The sequence below is a fragment of the Blautia sp. OM07-19 genome (assembly GCF_003481595.1).
Taxonomy (GTDB): Bacteria; Bacillota; Clostridia; order Lachnospirales; family Lachnospiraceae; genus Blautia_A; species Blautia_A intestinihominis.
The window spans coordinates 324,203-344,026 of sequence record NZ_QULA01000001.1 but is presented as its reverse complement, the minus strand read 5'-3'; the positions used below and the strand labels follow the sequence as shown (position 1 = coordinate 344,026).

Annotated in this window: 13 protein-coding genes; all 13 read right to left on the bottom strand. The window is 42.0% G+C overall.

The features are described 5' to 3' along the window. Complete coding sequence (locus tag DXC01_RS01410; RefSeq protein WP_055059670.1) at positions 1-1,446, bottom strand: condensation domain-containing protein; 1,446 nt, start codon at positions 1,444-1,446, stop codon at positions 1-3. Then, positions 1,439-2,530, bottom strand: coding sequence for a Gfo/Idh/MocA family oxidoreductase (locus DXC01_RS01405; protein ID WP_054337270.1), 1,092 nt, complete (start codon positions 2,528-2,530; stop codon positions 1,439-1,441). Before DXC01_RS01405 ends, DXC01_RS01410 begins: the two co-directional genes overlap by 8 nt. Then, entirely contained in the window at positions 2,527-10,203 is a 7,677-nt protein-coding gene (locus tag DXC01_RS01400) for a non-ribosomal peptide synthetase (protein WP_118698059.1), read from the bottom strand. Before DXC01_RS01400 ends, DXC01_RS01405 begins: the two co-directional genes overlap by 4 nt. A gap of 14 nt (positions 10,204-10,217) precedes the next feature. Continuing rightward, positions 10,218-11,807: a (2,3-dihydroxybenzoyl)adenylate synthase gene (locus DXC01_RS01395; protein WP_117576640.1), complete on the bottom strand. Its 1,590-nt coding sequence runs from the start codon at positions 11,805-11,807 to the stop codon at positions 10,218-10,220. 1 nt (position 11,808) lies between these two features. Next, positions 11,809-12,495 carry a 4'-phosphopantetheinyl transferase family protein gene (locus DXC01_RS01390; protein ID WP_118698058.1) on the bottom strand — a complete coding sequence of 229 codons (687 nt, stop codon included), beginning with the start codon at positions 12,493-12,495 and terminating at the stop codon, positions 11,809-11,811. A gap of 10 nt (positions 12,496-12,505) precedes the next feature. Beyond that, positions 12,506-13,225: a thioesterase II family protein gene (locus tag DXC01_RS01385; protein ID WP_179961961.1), complete on the bottom strand. Its 720-nt coding sequence runs from the start codon at positions 13,223-13,225 to the stop codon at positions 12,506-12,508. Positions 13,226-13,314: 89 nt separating this feature from the next. Continuing rightward, positions 13,315-13,914, bottom strand: a complete 600-nt coding sequence (locus DXC01_RS01380) for an accessory gene regulator ArgB-like protein (protein WP_118698057.1) — start codon at positions 13,912-13,914, stop codon at positions 13,315-13,317. Further along, entirely contained in the window at positions 13,914-14,072 is a 159-nt protein-coding gene (locus tag DXC01_RS01375; RefSeq protein WP_005344225.1) for a cyclic lactone autoinducer peptide, read from the bottom strand. The genes DXC01_RS01380 and DXC01_RS01375 overlap by 1 nt, the downstream gene beginning before the upstream one ends. 101 nt (positions 14,073-14,173) lie before the next feature. Then, the gene (locus DXC01_RS01370; protein WP_243111525.1) at positions 14,174-15,415 is read right to left on the bottom strand and encodes a sensor histidine kinase; all 1,242 of its coding nucleotides are present in this window, start codon (positions 15,413-15,415) and stop codon (positions 14,174-14,176) included. Positions 15,416-15,465: 50 nt separating this feature from the next. Next, the gene (locus DXC01_RS01365) at positions 15,466-16,203 is read right to left on the bottom strand and encodes a LytR/AlgR family response regulator transcription factor (RefSeq protein ID WP_118698056.1); all 738 of its coding nucleotides are present in this window, start codon (positions 16,201-16,203) and stop codon (positions 15,466-15,468) included. Between the two features lie 88 nt (positions 16,204-16,291). Next, positions 16,292-16,531: a helix-turn-helix domain-containing protein gene (locus DXC01_RS01360; RefSeq protein ID WP_008688092.1), complete on the bottom strand. Its 240-nt coding sequence runs from the start codon at positions 16,529-16,531 to the stop codon at positions 16,292-16,294. 284 nt (positions 16,532-16,815) lie between these two features. Next, positions 16,816-17,022 (bottom strand): PIN domain-containing protein, encoded by a 207-nt coding sequence (locus DXC01_RS21405; protein ID WP_024728263.1) that lies wholly within the window; start codon positions 17,020-17,022, stop codon positions 16,816-16,818. Between the two features lie 27 nt (positions 17,023-17,049). After that, a complete protein-coding gene (locus DXC01_RS01350) occupies positions 17,050-19,809 on the bottom strand; it encodes a YodL domain-containing protein (protein WP_055057313.1) in 2,760 nt (919 codons plus the stop codon). Positions 19,810-19,824 lie beyond the last annotated feature (15 nt).

The following is a 19,824-nucleotide window of genomic DNA, read 5'->3' as shown; positions in this document are numbered from 1 at the left end:
TTAAATCACAATACAATCCCACTCTATCTGTGTCATTGCACTTTTAACACGCTTTACATAAGCCAACAAAATTTTCTCCACATCTTCTTCCCGAAACAAATCCGTTACATAATCGAACGATAATTTTAAGCTCCCCAAATCATCTCTTACATGATGATCCAACATAACCTGAGGAGTTTTGCTTAAAGCATAAACCTCTTTAAATAATGGTTGTTCCGAGCAACTGCATCCATCCAACATACAAGTATATACAATGGGCAATACTGCTTTCCCCACTTTACCTTTTGCCAGATTTTTTAATAGTTTTGTTCCATCATACTCCCTATACTGAACCAGTTTCCAAAATTGACGCTGTATTTTTATAACTTCATCTAAAAAACAGATATTATCTGATTTTTGAAAAGTTACCAAACCCACATTTGTAAATTCGCCAAGAATTTTATCCACTTCCGCATTTAAAGGAAGCCGATTAAAAAGAGTTATATCCAATGTCATACTCTGATTTCCATACTCTTCACAAAGGGTTTTCAAAAATAAAGTACATATAGTTGCTGCAGGAGTCAATTTGTAATACTTAGCCCTTTCATAAAGACACTTCGTTTCCTCAAAAGTAAATATATATTCTACTCTTCCAAATTGGGGGCTAGTCACTTCGTGAATCGGAATTTCTGTTTTAATCGAAGGAATTGAAACTTTTTCAAGTTCTTGTTTCCAATAATCCTCTGCTTTCTTTTCTGTTTTACTCTCATAAATAGCAGCCTTTTCCATATATTCCTTAAAAGAAAACTGTGGAATATCTACTTTTTGTCCATTATATAGTTGAAACAACTCATCAATCAGTTTTTTGGCGCTCCAAGCATCTAAAATCAAACAATCAAAACTAATATGTAGTACATCATTCCTAACATCCGATTTCCCAACTTCAAAATGGAACATAGGCCAATTTTCAATTTTATAAACATGATTTTTCCATATATTTCTTACACGCTTTCTTGATGTACAATCTATATATTGATAAGTTGAGAGAGTATATAAAGGTAAATTATTTAATATATAATTTTCCCCTTCTTTTAGAACAATCATGCGTAATACATCATGTTTGAATATTAACTCATTAATTACTGTTTGCATTTTTTCTACATCTATATCAGAAATTTCGTATTCAATATAATAATGTGCATTAGTATTTCCTAATTCACAATTATTTGCTTCTCCTACCAAGTAAGCTGATTGCAAGGGGGACATCGGAAATTTATTATTCTCACAATCTTGAAGAAAACTTATAATAGCCAACTTCATATCCTTCAATTGCATTAGTATATCTTTCGAAATTTTCCCTTCCTTAGATTTATACTTTAACTTTCCCTGTTCCTGCCAAATGAAAATATCATTTTCATACAAAGTACCTAATAGTTTTAAAATGTCTGTATCAAAAACATCATTCATTATTTTCCTTCCCCTCACAGCTATGTTTTAGTTCTTCAACTGATATGTTAGTCATATATTGTTCTGGTATTATTTGAGAATAGCCAAAATCTTTTGTTATCTGATTCCATTGCTTTGAGCATAATATTTCCCGTTGATTTGTTTGCATATCAACAATACCTTTCTCAATTTGAGCATACACATGATACAAATCCTGCAGTATGGCCTCCGGCCATACTGCAGTCAGAATATGCTCAAAAGTCTTATTCTGATTTCTGTTTGACAAAATATATCCTGTATTTTGATATACATTATCAGGAAACCTAATATTTAGCGTACCAGCAAGTGCTGTTTGAATTGGTATGAACATTCGCGGATGCCAAATCACAGGACCAAATGTGTCCTCTAATGTAAGATGTCCTCCAGTATAGAAAAAAGTTATTTTGTGTAATAGATGCATGTAATTATTAGCATCCCTCGGAACTACTTCATTGTTCATCTGCATACAAATCGGTATACCTCCCAATCTTCCATTCATAACTTGGAAGACTTTACCACCTTCCACATGCTTTTGCGGTTCCCAGCCTTGAATACTAGGCATCGCTAATTGCAAAATTTTAATCAATGGATATGACACTTGAGAAGAAAAGACCGTATCCACATACAAAAGCCTGTCCTCATTATTGAGATATTTTGCACATTTTATAAATCTTTGCACATCACCTAAATGCGGATATAAATTGCCTATATGATAAACTAGTCTTTTTTTTCTAGCGACCCTATAACACATTTCCATATCTTTCGGGTGTGAAGGATGTTCCTGTATGACATTAATTCCTTTTTCTAATAATTGTAAAGCTATTTCCGTACCATTCCCTCCAAATGCAGCGGTTCTAACTGCCACGCAAGCCAAATCAATATCATCAGGCACCTCGTCTATACTTTTATATACTTTGATATTATATTCTTCAGCGCAACGAAGAGTCCTGTCACTTCCCGTTCCTAATATCCCTATCAACTGAAATTTCTCTGGCGAAGATCTTAAAGCCTTTAAATAAAGTTGACCAAATGTACTACCACAAACAATTACTTTTAATTTTTTCATTTTATTCCTTTTTCTCCAATCAATTCAGACATTCTTCTTACAGTAGAATTTTCAAACAACTCACCAATTCCAACTTCCAAATCAAACTTTTCTGATATAAGATTTGTCAATCGTACAGCTTGTAAAGAATTTCCTCCCATATCAAAGAAATCACTATCTAAATTAACTTCTTGTTCTAAAATATCCGTCCAAATATGTAATAGCTTCTCCTGCAATTCATTTTCTGCACGACAAACTGATGTTTCCTTTTTTAATTCACACTCCGCTAAATTAATAAGAATCTTTTTTCGATCAATCTTGCCATTGCTTCCTAATGGAAATCTTTCTATTTCCTGAAAAATAGAAGGAATCATATACTGCGGTAGAACTTTAGATAAATTGCTTTTAATATTGTCATAGCCACTATTTTCATTAACATTGTCACTGTCAGCTATAAAAACAGCAGCCAATACATTCTTATTGCCAACTTTTTTTTCTACAACAACAGCTGCCCTTATTGTGGGAATATTTCTCAAGGCCGCCTCTATCTCTCCTAATTCCACCCTATATCCATCAATCTTAACCTGATTATCCATTCTACCTAAAAATTCTATATTTCCATCTGACCAATACTTTCCCATATCCCCTGTACAATACAACCGTTCTCCAGTTCTATCTAAGACAACAAATTTTTCCTCTGTTTTTTCTTTATCGTTTAAATATCCCTGTGCAATGCCATCTCCGGCAATATAAAGTGTTCCCGGTACCCAGTCAGGGCAATCTTCCATATTCTGATCCAGAACATAATACTTCTGGTTTGCAAGCGGTTTCCCATACGGAATACTCTTCCAATCCTCCGGCACAACCTCTGGAATCTCGAAATGATTTGACCAGATACTACCTTCTGTCGCTCCTCCAAGTGCAACAATCTCAACATTCTGGAACAGATTACGGATTCTCCCCGGAAGTGAAACAGGAACCCAGTCACCGCTCATCATTACTAACCGCAGCGATTGTGAAGTTACCTGCCTTTGATATTCCTCATATTCTGCCAGCATTTCTACAAAAGCTGGCACGCTGTTCCATACGGTAATATTCTCCTGATTCAACCATTGAATCCAATGCGCCGGATCTTTTCCATATTCCGGATCCGAAAGAACCAGTTTCCCACCTGCGCCTAAAATGCCAAAAACATCATAAACAGACAGGTCAAAATGAAGATTGGAGATTCCAAACGCCGTATCCTGTTCTGTAATCTGATAGCGTACATTGATATCCAGTATCGTATTAACTGCATTATGGTGGGTAATCATTACTCCTTTCGGCATCCCGGTTGTTCCCGACGTATAGATCACATACGCAAGGTCTCCCGCCTTATTCTCCTGTGCTTTGTATTCAGAATCGGTTTTTAATCCAGACACAGAAATACAATCCCACTCGTGCAGCCATTCGGTATCCTGCTCATCCGCCTGTTTCTGTACAAGTATAATTCTTGTCCCGCTGTCACGGAGAATCTTTTCTACCCGTTCCTTTGGATTATGGATATCTATCGGAAGATATGCGGCTCCGGCAAACAGGATTCCATAAACAGCAACTACCTGCTCCCAACCTTTTTCCATAAATACAGCTACCGTTTCTTCTTTTTTTATTCCCATGCTCTGTAACTGCCCGGAAATGTAAAACGCTTCTTCTTTTATTTCCCGATATGTCATCCGCCTGCTGCACGTTACCAGCGCCTCCTTATCCGGGAATTTGTCTGCCGCCTCCAAGAATAATCCATCCAACGTTTTCTCTTCAAATTCAGCCGCCGTTTCATTCGCCTGACGCCGTTTTTCTGAAATTTCCGCTGTTACCAGACTTGCCGTTTTTTCCTGCATGATCTCCGGATGAACTGCCAGCGTATGAAGCAGGCCGGTATATGCCCGGAACATCTCATCCAGCATTCCCAGATAAAATAATTCGTCCACGGAATCCCAAAACAGGCATAAACAGCCATCCATTTCAACCACCTGATGATCCAGCCACACCTGCGGCGTCTGTGAAATGTTATAGTTCAGTTTTCCAAGCCACTTTCCTTCATTCCACTGCTCCACGCCAAGGCCACTGGTAAACACTACCGGCATAATAGCGCCCCGCATATTTCCAGTCTTTTTCTTTAATTCGCGCTCCAGTTCAACTGCGCCATAAGCTGTATGCTCCAGATCTTCTGTCAGCTGCTTCTGAATTGCCTTTGTCCTTTCCGCAAAACTATTTCCTGTATTTTTTATCTCCAACAGCGTCAGTGTTGTAAAGTCTCCAACCAGATCGTTCACTTCCGGATGCAATTGTTTCCGGTCAAACTGCGTCAGATTAAGCGTAAAATCCTTATTGCTGCTCCATCGGCGGAGAGTCTCAGCATAAGCGCTCATCAAAAGAACAGAAGGCGTTACCTCCAGTCTTCCCGCCGCGTCTTTTACAGACTGCCATTCTTTCTGTGACAGTTTTGCGCTCCGGCGACAGAAACGCTGCTCTGTAATCTGGCTTTCGTTCTTTGCAAGCGGCAGATCCGGTGCGTCCGCAAAAGTCTCCACCCGGTCTTCCCAATATTTTTTATCTTTCTCATAAGCAGAGGTAGACTTTATCTGCTTCAGTCCCAGCACGTAATCCCGGAAAGACAAAGTAATCGGCATTTCCGCTTTTCCATTTCGATATACTTCTGCCCACTCATCTAAGAGATGGAACATACTCCAGCCATCAAAGATAATATTGTCAAAACTGATATGGATTCTATGCTTCTGGTCCTCTATTTTAGTGATTCGCACATCAAACAGAGGCCATTCATCTGTCTGAATTACCTGATGAGACATCTCTGCCCGTTTTTCATCCAATGCCTTTTCTTTTTCTGTCACTTCCAATTGTCGGATATCCGTCACGTCAATATGATACTGGGGAGTATTCTCCAGTATGCGCTGCATACCATCCGGCTGGATAATAACACGCATCATCCCATGCCTCTGTATCAACAGATTCCATGCCGTCTCTGCGCACTCAGTATCAAGGCCGTCTGCATCCAGTTCAAAATAACAGTGCGTTGCAACATTCCCCAATTCATACAATCCGCTTCTGCCAAGCCAGTAAGCATACTGCACATCGGTTAATGGGAACGGATGATATGCTTCCTCCAGATTCGGTTTGATCTGCAGTGTATCTTCTTCTTTCTGTTCGGACTGTTCAATAGCTTTTGCCAGAGATTTTACGGTCAGATTTTCAAAAATCGTGCTGATCGTTATTTTGCAGCCGAAGGTTTTCTGTACTTCCGAGATCAACCTTGTGGCAATCAGCGAGTCTCCCCCAAGGCTAAAATAATTATCTTCAATTCCGATATTTTCATATCCAAATAATTGTTTCCAGATATCTAAAAGCTTTTCTTCTGTTTCTGTCGTTGCCTTTGAAAATCGGATAACCGCAGTTTCTTCTTTAAAATCTTCCCGCAATTGCTTCCTGTTAATCTTCCCATTGGACAATGTTGGGAGCTGCTCCATGAAATGATAATTCTGTGGAACCATATACTCCGGCAGTTTTTCTGACAGATATTCCCTTAGTGCTCCATTATGATAGGACAGGACAGACGCCTGCTGTCTGCTGCAGCATATACATCTTCCATATCTCTCTGTCACAGCACAGTCTTCGCCCAATCCTGCCTCTGATAAACATTCTCTCCACAGCAGGCAATCCGGGGTAACCAGCCCTGCTTCTTTTCTCTTGTCCCGAATATCCGCAAAACCATTTTCCAAAAAAGCCGCTGTAAGTTCCTGAAGGTATGTCCTGACCACAAGGTCAGTCATCAGCAATATTCCGTTTGGCTTCAGTAATTCCGCTACTTTCTTTACCGCATCCGCAGCATCAATATTTCTATGTAAAGCATTTACCGATATCACAATGTCATAACTATGCAAGGACATCTGCTGCTTATCCATGCCTTCTTCCAGATTCAGCATCTCAAACTCGACTCTCTCATATCCCGCAAGTTCTTTCTCTGCTTCCTGCAGAAAATATTTTGAAGAATCCGCATAAGTATAAGCCACGCTTACATCTTCCAGTGCATTCAAAAACTGTCTTGTAATTGCAGTGTCCCTTGTACCAATTTCTATAATCTGGAGTGGCTCTTTTCTGCGTTCTTCTGCCAGAAGCCTTAATCCCTGCACCAGTCTTTCCACTGTTTCCTCGCAGCCCGGAATCCTCCGAAGCAGCATATTCGGAGCCAAAGCCGGCTCTTTCTGGTAGAATACGTCCAGCGGAACTTCATTCCCAGTAACCATATGCTTCAGATACGGCTTCAGTTTCTTAAAATACGTTTCCGCATCTCCAGCTTTTTCCGGTACAGCCACTTCCTTCCCGGTACGCGATAGTCTGCCGTCCTCTTCTCTCAGGATTCCTTCCTTCTTTAAAATTTCCAACCATCTTGCCACAGTATTCTTCTGTGTTTCCGTAATGCTCCCTTTTTCAAAAATTTCCTTTTGCGAAAGAACTTCCTTCTCTGATACAAAAATGCCTAACTCTATGAGTGTCTCCAGCATAAGCTGTACACATCTCTGGTCTGCATAGGCAAGGAAATTTTTGTATGCTGTCTTCCGTTCCTGCTGCATCTGCCAATTGCTGACATCATCCTTCAGTTCTTTCCAGCCTCCGCCAAAGATATCTGTGCCGTACAAATACGTTGTAACTTTAGAATCTTCCTGTATCGGCGCTCCGATATAAGCAGCCAGCGTTTTATTGCCATGACCATCACTAACTGTATCAACAACTGCATGAGCCACACCCGGAAACTCCTGAATCGCATGTTCAATTTCTCCCAATTCAATCCTGTGTCCACGGATCTTTACCTGATGATCTTTTCTTCCCAAAAATTCAATTATCTCATCATCCCAGATTCTTCCGAGATCACCGGTCCGATACCATCTTCCATACTGATCTGTGATAAATTTCTGCCCCGTAAGCGCAGAATCTCCCCTATATCCTTTTGCTACACCAAAACCGCCAATCCAGAGTTCGCCTTCTGCCCAGTAAGGGCAATCCCTTCCATACTCATCCACAACACGATATGCCTGATATCTGAGTGGCTTTCCATAGGGAATAGATTTCCAGTTTTTCGGCATCGGCAGGGTAACATTCTGATAATTGGACCAGATACTTGCCTCTGTAGCTCCTCCCATAGCGACAAACTGGCAATCCTCTGTCCATGCCGCAACCCTCTGCGGGAGATCCATCCCAATCCAATCTCCGGAAAGCATAACCGCCCTGATCGGCAGTTTCTGTTTCATGGATTCCGCCCGTATCAAAAGCATATCCAGAAGCACCGGCACTGAATTCCAAACGGTAATCTGATATTTCAACACTTGTTCCAGCCAGTAATCCGCATTCCTTCTCTCCTGCTCTGGAAGCAATACCAATGTTCCTCCTGCGCCTAAAATTCCAAAAACATCATATACCGACAGGTCAAAATCCATAGCTGATACAGCCAGCGCCCGATCTGCACTTGTCACATGGTACTTTTCATTAATATCCTGAACCGTATTCCATGCGCTTTCATGCGCAATCTCTACACCCTTCGGAACACCTGTAGAGCCTGACGTCATGATGATATAGGCGCTGTCCTTCGGCGACACCTCTGGCATTCTCACATTTTCCTGTCCCTCTTCCATACCTTCCATCACAAGGATTTCCGTACCTTCCGGCCAGTCCAGTTTTTCGGATAATTCCCGATTCGTGACCACATAGCGGACTCCCGTCTTCTCATGGATTAACGCTCTCCGATCTTTAGGCTGGCTTAAGCTGACCGGAAGGTATGAATTTCCGGAAAGCAAAATTCCTAATGCCGACTCGATCTGTTCTATCCCGCGCGGCAGGGTAAGTGCAACCGGGACGCCCTTAATATCCTTTTCTGAAATTCCTGCCGCCACTGCTGTTGCCCGTGCTTTTAATTCCCCATAGGATACCGTTCTTCCGCTTCCCGCATCAATAAGCGCAATATCTTCCGGGCAAACTTCCGCATGGTTCATAACAGCCCAATGCAGGCATTCCACACGCTCCGGCACTCCTGTACGCGCTGTATCTTCAATTTCTCTTTTTCTTTTTTCAGGAAGCACATCAAATCTCTGATTCCAGTCCTTCTTTCCCAATTCATGCAGAAGAATCTCAAAACTCTCCAACATATCCGGGATCATATTCTCCGGGAATAACTCATCCACGCTGTCCCATGTAAGCTGTACGCCATTTTCATCTTCATAACTCTGAAAATCATTCCACACCTGCGGCGTCTGGGAAATCATATAGGAAAACTGCCCCAGTTCATTCCGGAACGTATCATTTACCAACGGCGTTCCCAGATTGCAGGCAAAAACAACCGGCGCCACTGCCGATGCGTCCCCACACATCTGCGCAATGTCTCTCTGTACTTGCACGCCGGAATATGCCGTATACTTCATATCCTCATGAAGCTGCTTCTGAATCCTGTCCAACAATTCCGCAAAAGTCGGATTTTCTTCGCAGTTAATCTCCAGCAATAACAGAGTAGTAAAATCTGCTATTACTTCCTCTAACCCCTGCTGCTCTGTTTTCCGGTTAAAAAACGGAATGTTAATAAGGAAACAATGATTCCTGCTCCATCGTTCCAGAACCACCGCATATGCAGTAAGAAGAACCATTGCCGGAGTTGTCTGGTATTTTTTTGCCCGCATTTGCAAATGATCCCATTCTTCCTTTTCGATTCTCACAATCCTGCGGTTGAACACCGTTTTTTCCACTTCTTGCGGACGTTTTGCCAATGGAAGGTCAGGGCCTTTTGGCAAATGCTCTAAACGATTCTTCCAGTATTTTTCTGCGTTTTTCCGTTCCTCCCCTTCTTCCTGTTTCTGCCGTTCTAGATAGGAAGCAAAATTCCACCCTTTTGATTCTTTCGGCAGGTTTTCCCCTCGGTAAGCAGATGCCAAATCCCTCAATAATATCTGCAGACTCTGTACATCAGCAACCAAAAGTGCCATGTCCACATGAAGGCGTGCCTTATTTTCAGGAAAAAGCGTAAGCTCTATTCCTGCTACTTCGCCTTCCTCAATCTTTAACTTCCGATGGGATAAACGTTCTCTGACAGATACTGCCATTGCCTCTGCTTCCTCAGATGACATCCGGGAAAAATCATGAACCTTTATTTTTTCACAATACGGCTTATCCAGGATTTTCTGTGTTCCATCATCCAAAAAGCAGGCGCGCAGCATAGGATGATGATACTGCAGTACATTCCATGCTTTTTCCAGACGCTCCGGATCTATATTTCCCCCATCAAACTCTAAATACGCATGACAGTCTATTCCTCCAAGAGCCTGTTCTTCATCCCTGCCAACCCAATATGCATACTGTACGTCTGTTAAAGGAAACGGCTGTTTCATATCCTTTTCCGGCGTTATCTTAGATTCTTGCGCCCGTTTTTTGCTCGCTTTTTTCTTCATGCTGCGCTGGATCAGCGCCCACCAGCCTTCAAGGGTAGGATTTTCCATCAATGAACCGAATGAAACCTTAACCCCCTGTTTTCTCCACTGGTTTACCAGACGCATGATTGTCAGGGATGAAAGCCCAAGCTCCAGCAGATTTTCGGAATCCCCCAAATCTCTGGCTACCGGCAGCTTTTGTTTGATCTGTTCCTTTATCTCTATATATTCCATGATTCTGTCTCCTTCTATTTTTCCTGCGCCATACGTTCTAATGCTTTCTTATCTATTTTTCCTACGCTGGTCAGCGGCCATGTCTCTACCCGTTCTATCTGATCCGGCATTTTATACGCCGCAACGCCTATTTCCCGCAGGAACCTGTGTATTTCCTGCAAATCGATCCCGGCTTCATCATCGGTCACAAGGAATGCACATATCCGGTTTCCAAGGGTTTCATCCGTAACGCCGACAACGGCTGCCTCTTTGATTTTCGAATGCCTGCAAAGATAAGCTTCAATCTCTGAAGGCATGATCTTTTCTCCGGCGCGGTTAATCTGCTCTTTGATCCTCCCGCCCAAACGTAACCTTCCGTCTTTCGTCCACATAGCTTTATCGCCCGTCCGGTAAAATCCGTCCGACGTAAAGCTCTTTTTATTCGCTTCCTCCGCCATATAATAACCATCAATCGTATACGGGCCTCTGGATAATAATTCCCCAAAAACTCCTTCCGGTACGGCCTTATCTTCTTCATCCACAATCTTCACTTCATCCGCAGGAGACACCGGAGTTCCCTGGCATCTTGCGATCAGGGAACCTTCATCCTCCGGGCTAGTAAAGGACAGTAGCCCCTCCGCCGTACCAAATACCTGCATCAGTTTACACGGCCATTCTTCAATGATCTTATCCGCAAGGGAATCTTCCAGCATTGCGCCGCCCACCTGCAAAATCCGCAGGCTGGATATATCATAATCTTCATCCCATTCCAGCATTTCCATGCACACAGTAACCATAGCAGGAACCAATGCCGTTATCGTGACACCTTCCTCTGTAATTGCGTCAAGGATATCATCCGGGCTGGTCGCAGACGCAAGCACAACTTTTCCTCCCACGTCCAGCGTGCCTAAAAGCCCCGGGCAGCATAACGGGAAATTATGAGCTACCGGAAGAGACGCCAGATAAACGTCACTGCTATCCAGACGGCATCTCTTCGCGGACATGCGGGCATTATACATATAATCCGTATGGGTGCGCGGAATCAGTTTCGGAACCCCTGTCGTCCCGCCGGACAGCAAAAGCACCGCCGTTTCATACCCATCCACAGCCGGAAATGCTCCATTTTCTCCATACGTTTCCGCAATCATTCCACTGATATCCCCGGATTCGCTATCTACAAATATATGCCGGATACATGAATATTTCTCTTTCATCGCATTTGCCATCGGCACATATGAAAATCCCAGATATTTCTCCACCACAATATAAGCGGCCGGCTTTGCCAGTTCAATAATTCCTTCCAGTTCCGCCTCCCTGTGGGCCGGCAGCATCATGATTGGCACCGCCCCAATCTTGGAAAGCGCAAAAAACACGATCACAAAAGAAATCCTGTTCGGAAGCTGCACAAGCACTTTGTCTCCCTTTAAAATCCCTTTACGCAGAAAAGCTGCCGCAAGACAATCTGCTTTTTGCTTTAATTCCATATAACTGATCTCGTCTTCACTGTCCGTGACCGCAATTCTTTCTCCATATTTTTCCGCCCACCTATCAAGCTGTTCTCCAAATCCACATCTCTCCCAGCCTTCCAGATTCTCATATTTGCTCATATCTTTCTTATAACCCATTTTATCTGTCTCCTTTCTCATGCGCCGCCACATACGCAGCATATCCTTTGATCCTGACCGGATACAGAAACCAGTCCTGATCTTTCTTATCTTTTTCTGCAATTTTCTCGTTTCTGACAGAGAAGAAATCCATTCCTCTTCCTAATCCAATTCCAAGCGCCTTTACATATGCCTCTTTCGCCGCCCAGTACTGGAAAAACAGATCCGGTCCTTCATTTTTTACATCTTCCGCTTCTTCTGCAGTATAAAAATTTTCCGCTATCTCCCTATAGTCCGGGCACTCTGCCATCTCCTGCACATCTACTCCGATATCCATTCCGACAGCGAATACCGCCAGTATGAATTCACCCGAGTGCGAAATGTTAAAATCCACTGTCCGCTTTCCCGCAATCTTTTTATGATAAGGCTTACCCAGTTCATCGACGGAAAAATCAATTGTTTCCATATCTAAGTATCTTTTTAAGAGGATCCGCACGACAACCTTCCCGGCTATATAACGCATCCTGTCTTCAGGAAAACGGAATCTTCCGGCTTGCTCCAATTCCTGCCCACTCAGGATATATTCATGGTTCTTCCAGAAATCTGTCATTTCAGGCCAGCGGATACACCATATATGTATCTCATTTTCACGGATATAAAGTTTGTCTGCTGACAGAAATTCCTTTTCTCCGTATCGTTTAATCTCCATTTTTCATTCTCTAAAGCAGTCTCATGACCTCACTTATTACTTCGTCTTCACAATCCCTCAGATAAAAATGTCCTCCCGGAAATATCCGGTAGTTAAAATCATTGTCCGTATACTTTCCCCATTCCAAGATCGCACTCTCATCCGCTTCGTCGTCCTTTTCTCCGCCAAATGCAGAGATAGGTGTATGCAGCACTACTCCCGCTTTATCATAATACGTTTCATCCATGGTAAAATCCGCCCGCAGCATAGGCAGAAAGAAATCCAACAATTCCTGATTCTCTAGTATCTCTTTTGGCGTCCCTTCAAATCTTCCCAGTTCCCTCTTAAACGCTTCATCCGGAAGATGATAGATTGGATTTGGCTCCGGAATACTAGGAACCCGGCTGCCGGAAATAAACAGACATTTTGCAGTATATCCCGCTGCCTCCAACCGTTTTTCCAGCTCATAAGAGATCTTCCCACCCATACTGTGTCCCCATAAGGCATACGGTCCGTACACAACCTTTCTTACAGCCTCTTCCAGGTCATCTAACATAACCGACATATCTATATACGGTTTCTCCATGATCTGTTCTTCCCTTCCCGGAAGCTGAACTGGACATACCGTTACTTTCCCCTGCATCTTTTTCGCCCACTGGTTATAAGCAGAAGCACCGCCTCCCGCAAATGGCAGACAAAACAAGGTTATTTTCTCTTTACTAATATTTTCCGTATTTTTTATCAATTTCATATTCACTTTTATATTCCTCTGGCATAATATTCTTTTTCTCTCTGTTTACCATCATTTTGTAATATGTTTTTCTCAATCACTTCTTATTTCTACCTGTAATTAGTTACATCTAACTCTTTGTCAAAAAAATTTTTGATCCATCCCAATATCAAACCGGACACCAAAACAATATGCGCTACCATAATCCCGTTTACGATCAGGGAATATCCAATCACAGAAAAAACACCTGCTATCGCGCATTCAATAACTAAAATTACCCTCGCGCGCATCCCATAAACTTTTTTCTCTTTCGCATCCAACTTCTTGCTGCTGGCATCTACCGGCGCCATGATAAATATAACGCCAACCGCGACAAACCATATGATCCGCATTTGCCATATTACAGCCGGAGCAGACGCCAGATACAGACTGCATAGAAGGACAAGGATACCGGAAACAGCCATGCAGCCCCCTGCCTTTTCCAAATGAATCCCTCCGGCATACTGCCTTAAAACAGTAAAGGGCAATAAAAAGACTATCATCTCCATCCAATTCCCCGTTATGATGCCAAGTATGACGATGATAAGGTATATTACCACCCTGCCCAGCAGTACGCCGTAAGCATATTCATACAGCCTGCGGTCTTTCTCTTCAAGAATCCCATTCCTGCTTTGTAGTTCAAAAAGCCGACCAGCCATTTTTTTCCACACTAGAATTTCCTCATTTTCTTAACTTCTTCCGGCTCATCTTCCTGATAGTACAGCCAGTTGCACGCCAGATTTGCCGTATACGCCGTCAAGCAGAGTGCAAGACAGTTTACAGCTCCAAGCAGTTTGATTCCCAGGTTTTTTCTGATTATTTTTTTCATAGTTACAAAGCCTCCTTTTTTCCGAAAGTTTACACAAAAATCGCCCTCTTTTCAATTACCGTGGCAAAAACGGTAACTTTTTGGGCGATTTTTGCACGTCCTTATTTGATTGTAAAGATCAGCTTAACAGAGAACTCCCGTTCTCCTGCCTCCACTCGCATAATTCCCGCATACTTTTTAACCAGTTTTCCAACCGTGTGCAGTCCGATCCCGTGACTGTCCGCGTCTCTTTTGGTGCTTATGTACCTGTCCTTGTCCTTTAACAGAGGGACGACATACCCATTGCAAAATTCCATGACAAGGAAATGCCCCGCATTTCCCATATACATCCTGCATTCCACATATCTGCCATCTTCTGTCTTTTCTGCCGCTTCCAGTGCGTTATCCAAAAGATTCCCTACGATCGAGATCAAATCCAACTCTTCCAGAAAATCCAGTCTGAGATCATTACCCAGAGTAATCCTATAGGATATATCCTTAGATTCTGCAAGAAATTTTCTTTCACATAGGATGCTGTTCAAGATCGGATGCTCACAATATACACTTTTTTGAAGATTCTGAATCCGGACGCCTAAATGTTCCATGATGTCCTTAACCTCTTGATTCTCTCCTTCTTCTATCAAGCCGGCTACTGTACAGATAAATTTATTTATATCGTGTAAGAATGCTCTGTTATCCTCATTAACCTTATTCATATACTGCAGATTGGCAATCTCCGCCCTGCTTTTCTGGTATAGCCGGTCCATCTTCTTCACTTCTTCTGATTTTTCTACAAACCTGTCAAATACTGTGAAAATGAAGATATTCGTCATTAACAGAAGCGAAGCTCCTACCGGAACCATAACCCTGTTCATTCCTTCAAAAGAAATATTTGAATAAAACACACATCCTAATATAATGATCGTAGCGGTTGGCAGCATGAGCAGCACAGTAAAAGTTTTATTCTCAATCGTCAGATAATCCCTTTTCCTTGTTACCTGATTAATGCATTTAATAAACAGAAATGTCATGGTACTCATCAGCAGGAGTGCTAATGTCTTTTCTGTTTCAGTCCTGAAGCCCTCGGACGCACCAGTCACGCCATATGCATTCGTAAGTGCCGCAAAGAGAAATTCGGGAATAATTGCCAGCACATAATAGCAGCATACCGTAACCAGCTTCTTCCATATATTTCCCCGGAACACAACCATAGACGCAATCATATAGATTACCGGAATCATTACCATATTAAGTATTGAGGATTCCAGGCGGTTGGTTCCGAACATTGCCAGTGCTGCGATACAATATACGAGAAATTTTTCCCAGAATCTTTCTCTTCTGTATGGGAGTATGTTCTTTTCCAAGTCCTCCAACAGATACATCTGAAGAAGACAAATCAAATAATCTCTTATTATCATACCATGCCGTTCCTTTCCTCAAGAAATGTTATCAGTGCGTCGGCAAACTGTCCTTTTCTCGACCTCGAAACATTCAACTGGATTCCAAACGGCAGCAACGCAACGTTCTTTTCCAATCCTTCCACTTTTGCCAAATTCACAATATAGCTGTTGTGTGCATACTCAAATCCCCTTCCGGCCAGACACTCATACAGATCACTTAAAGATTCCTTGCAATGCATCTCTTCTATCTTTCCCTGTCTGGCAATGTATATCGTACAGCCCCTTTTCGCCAGACAGATATATAAAATGTCTTCCGTATGGATGCGCATTATCCTTCCCGCCGATGTAACTGTCACGGAAGAATCTCCACAGCACAATTTCACTTTTAATAAAATCATAGGTATTTCCTTTTTCAGACTTCTGTCATGCAGATCCTTCATGATGTACCGGAACGGTTGTCCAACATTAATGCTGTCAGGAGTCGGTTCAAAACAGCCGGAGCAGAACACCAATATCGCTGCTTCATTATATTCCCTCAGCTTCAGTACTGTTTTATTTCCATCCAATCCAGGCATACGCATATCCATAAAAATCAGATCATGCAAAATATCCGCATCTTCCAATAATTCTTTTCCTGATTCATATTCATAAAACCGTATCTCATTCGAAGACAGAATCCCTTCCGTTTCTATGACCGTCTTTATTTTCTCCCTGTATTCTTTATCATCGTCGCAAATTGCTATTTTACACATATTCATCCTCCAGTGTTAGTTTCTTCTAACCCTTTCCCATAAAAAAACCATCTTGCAGAATCTGAATCCTAAGATTATTTGCCTGTTCCTATAACTCCGGTTCCAAATCTGCAAAGATGGGATCTTCAAAAAATTCCTGTATTGTAATATCCAATCCATCGCATATCTTTTTAATTGTAACTACGCCAGCATTCCTGCTTTGTCCATACAAAATATTTTTCAGTGTTGAAGGCGGGACGCCTGAGCGCACCGCCGCTTCATTCACTGTGATATCTTTCTGCTTAATCAGATCGTTTAACCGATATATGACCGCTGTTTTTATATCCACGGTATCGACCACCTTTTTTTCTTCTATTTTATATAAATCGGCTTTAAAAGGTCGCCCATATATAGTCTTTTTGATCTATGCACGATATTTTTTTAACAGTTTTTCTTATTCTAGCAGAAATCCGCTAAATTTCTATATTTTATTAGATACATGAAACCCTGTGAGAACATTTCTGATCCTACGCAGGGTTTTCCACTTTGTTATAAAATTTTTATATTTTGCAGTATGCTGGATCGGAGTTATCATTCAACTTTCCTTCTGCTGCCGATTGTAAAAACATATTTTTACGAATAAATATTCAGCAGTTCTTCCGGAGAAAGCAGTGTAATCCAAAAGGAAAGAAAATCCTTTTTATTCCTTGTCACAATCGCATCACACTGATTCTCCTTCGTACAAGTTGCAAGTAGGCAGTCTTCAAAATCAGATACTCTCTGCAAATAAGCAGGCAGCACATCTTCGTTCGTCACTGTCAGCACTTTTGCTATGTCCAAAACGGAGCCAAGTGCCTTTCTATAAATTTATACCGTTCTTACATCCCGATCAGCTCCTCTCTCCAGCTCATCTTTTCCCTGCTTTTCTTGGATTTTTCTCTTATTGATTTCCAGTCGTTCATGAATAGATGGCTTCTTTGCCTTCGTAGTTGCTTTATTCTTTTCTGTTTGCATACTCGAAACTACCTTTTTCACAGCTTTGTCATTATCCCCTTTTGTCACATTCGCTGCTCTTGACGCTTCTACTCTGCTGTCCTGCTTTTCTGCAACCTGCCGTTCCTGCTTTTCCTGCACACTTTTTTCTTCCAGACTGCAAAAGCTCTGCAAATATGGCAGCACATGGTTCTGCATATCGGTCAGATCTTCCATACACTTCTGAAACTCTTCATTTCCCTTGTTTTTCAGATAACCAATCCAGCTTTCATCCGTAAGTTTCAGTTCATTTTGGAGTTTCAGCTGACTTAAAATACCGCCATTTCCTGTTCCAATATCTATTTTCCCTTTGAAATGTTGCATCATTTTATCGCCTTTTTCCGCATAATATATAGTAAAAAACATCTGGGCTGTTACCATCGGCTCATCCGTCCTCGGATTACGGTCTGCGTACCATTCCTTATCCTTCTGTGCAGTACGGGAATCCAGATCTGAGAGCTTCTGACAGCGTGGTTCCATCAGCTCTCGCTTTTCACAGTAATTCACATACACCATCGGCTCTGTTTCTTTGGATATATCTGGTTCGTAGGATTTCAGCCGTTCCAGCAAAACACCTGCCCACACGGACTGCTCACAGTCTTCTTCAATCACATCCTTCAGAAAGGAAATATAAGAACCAACATTTCCACTTTGCAGATCCAGCATGACTTCCTGTATGGTATCCTGCCCTGGCTCTACATGGTCCCGATAGTCATACGGATCGAAGTCTTCCGCAATCTCATCCAATGCTGCTGCCAGTTCTTCTGTTGTCATTTTTTTCGGATACATTGCCTCACGCACATCCTGAATCGGGATATATTTATAATCAGGCAATGCTTTATGAATCTTCTCCAAACCTTCACGCACCACCGGCTGATCTTTTAAAAACCGCACATTATCCAAGAAGTCGCCGTGTATCGTTGTTCCCATTACAATTAACAGTTCTGTTTCATCAAACAAGCTATCCTCCGGATCACGATAAATAATCCCCATTCCACTGCCTTTATAAGCGTTTTCCGGATCTTCTCTGTACTTCTCATAGATTGCTGCGATTTCTTTCACATCTGTGCTTTTCTCATAAGCTCCCATATCATGAATTTCATCACATTCTGCAGCATAATATTCCAGATAAGCTTCTTTCTTAGGCGGCATATTATTGAGTACATTATCAATCATGTTATAATTGGCCTCTTCCAGTTCCTCCACCTTTGCCAATGGCTTATATTCGCCCTGGCTTTTCTGAATCTCTGCCATTACAACTTCATCCATTTCTTCTACTTTCTCCATCAACCGATCATAATCTCCACGGATGCGTTCTCCAGTCCAGCCTTCGTCTTCCAAAAGTTCCTCCGCCGCTTCTTCAATAGAAATTTCATCATTCTCATAAACGCCACCATCCATCAAGCGGAAATCTTCATCGTAAAAGGAATAATCATATCCTTCTTCTGTTCTCTGAATAGCAAAGTAACGTTCTCCTACCTCATATGCCAGTTCACTAAGGACCTGTTCTTCCAGATTCAGGAAAGAATCTAGCTGTTCAAAACTGATACTGTCTACAAAATGAGCAGTTACTTTTTCCCCGTCATTCAGAACTACGATATCACTGACAGACAGGGAATGCCCACGGAAATCTTCCGGTCTATCAATGTTGAACCTTTCAAAAATATCATCCAGTGACATATTTCCTGATAATTCACCAACATAGACCAGCTTGTAATCTTCTTTTTTTATCTTCATACCATGACTTTCAATAAAACTCATATTCATAAAAGCATAGTTTTCGCCCGGTGAATCATCCCGGATCTGATAAATACCAAATACCCTTCTTGTTCCTAACAACAGGTTTGCTTCTTTCAATGACTGAATCTGTGGATATTTCTGCATTTCCCATTCCAGGTTACGGAAACGCTCCAGTTCTGTCATAGACATCTGATAATGCTCTGGTCCTCGTTCAATTTCCATACGTTCTGTGACATACATCGGTGATGAAAAATTAGTGATCAGATAGATATCTGCTCCTGCATCGTATAATTTCAGTGCTTCTTCCTGCTCAATGACACTCATAGGCTCCTGAAATGCTCCTAAATTTTCTTCTGCATAATCTAGGTTGTTATCCTTTATCCGTTCCCACATCTGCAATTCCATTCCAAACAAACCGTCGTGTGCCTGTATCATTTCTTTACTCGCATATTCACCTTTACTGCCATCACTTCCAAGGCAATAAATCTTAGAACCCATTCTGTGATAATCCAAGGCTGCTTCTTTTCTAAGTGGCACCATATCTTCTGCTGTATATCCATAGTCACGTAATTCCAGCTTACCTATGGTTGGATCCAGCAGTTCTTGAATATCCATTCTTGCGTCATCCAGCAAATCCTCTACACCTTCTTGATCTGCCTGACTCACTGCATCTGCCAGATTTCTTACCAAATTCCTAACTTTCTCTTCCTCGCCGATCAGATTCGCATATTCAAAAATCTGTTCTTTTACATCTGTTGAAAATTCTATATCTCTACGCTCTGCCTGAGCAATCCGTTCCTGCGTATATTCCTGCATTTTCTGCGTTTCTTTTCCTGTTATCATACTTCTCGCCATTCAAATTCCTCCTGT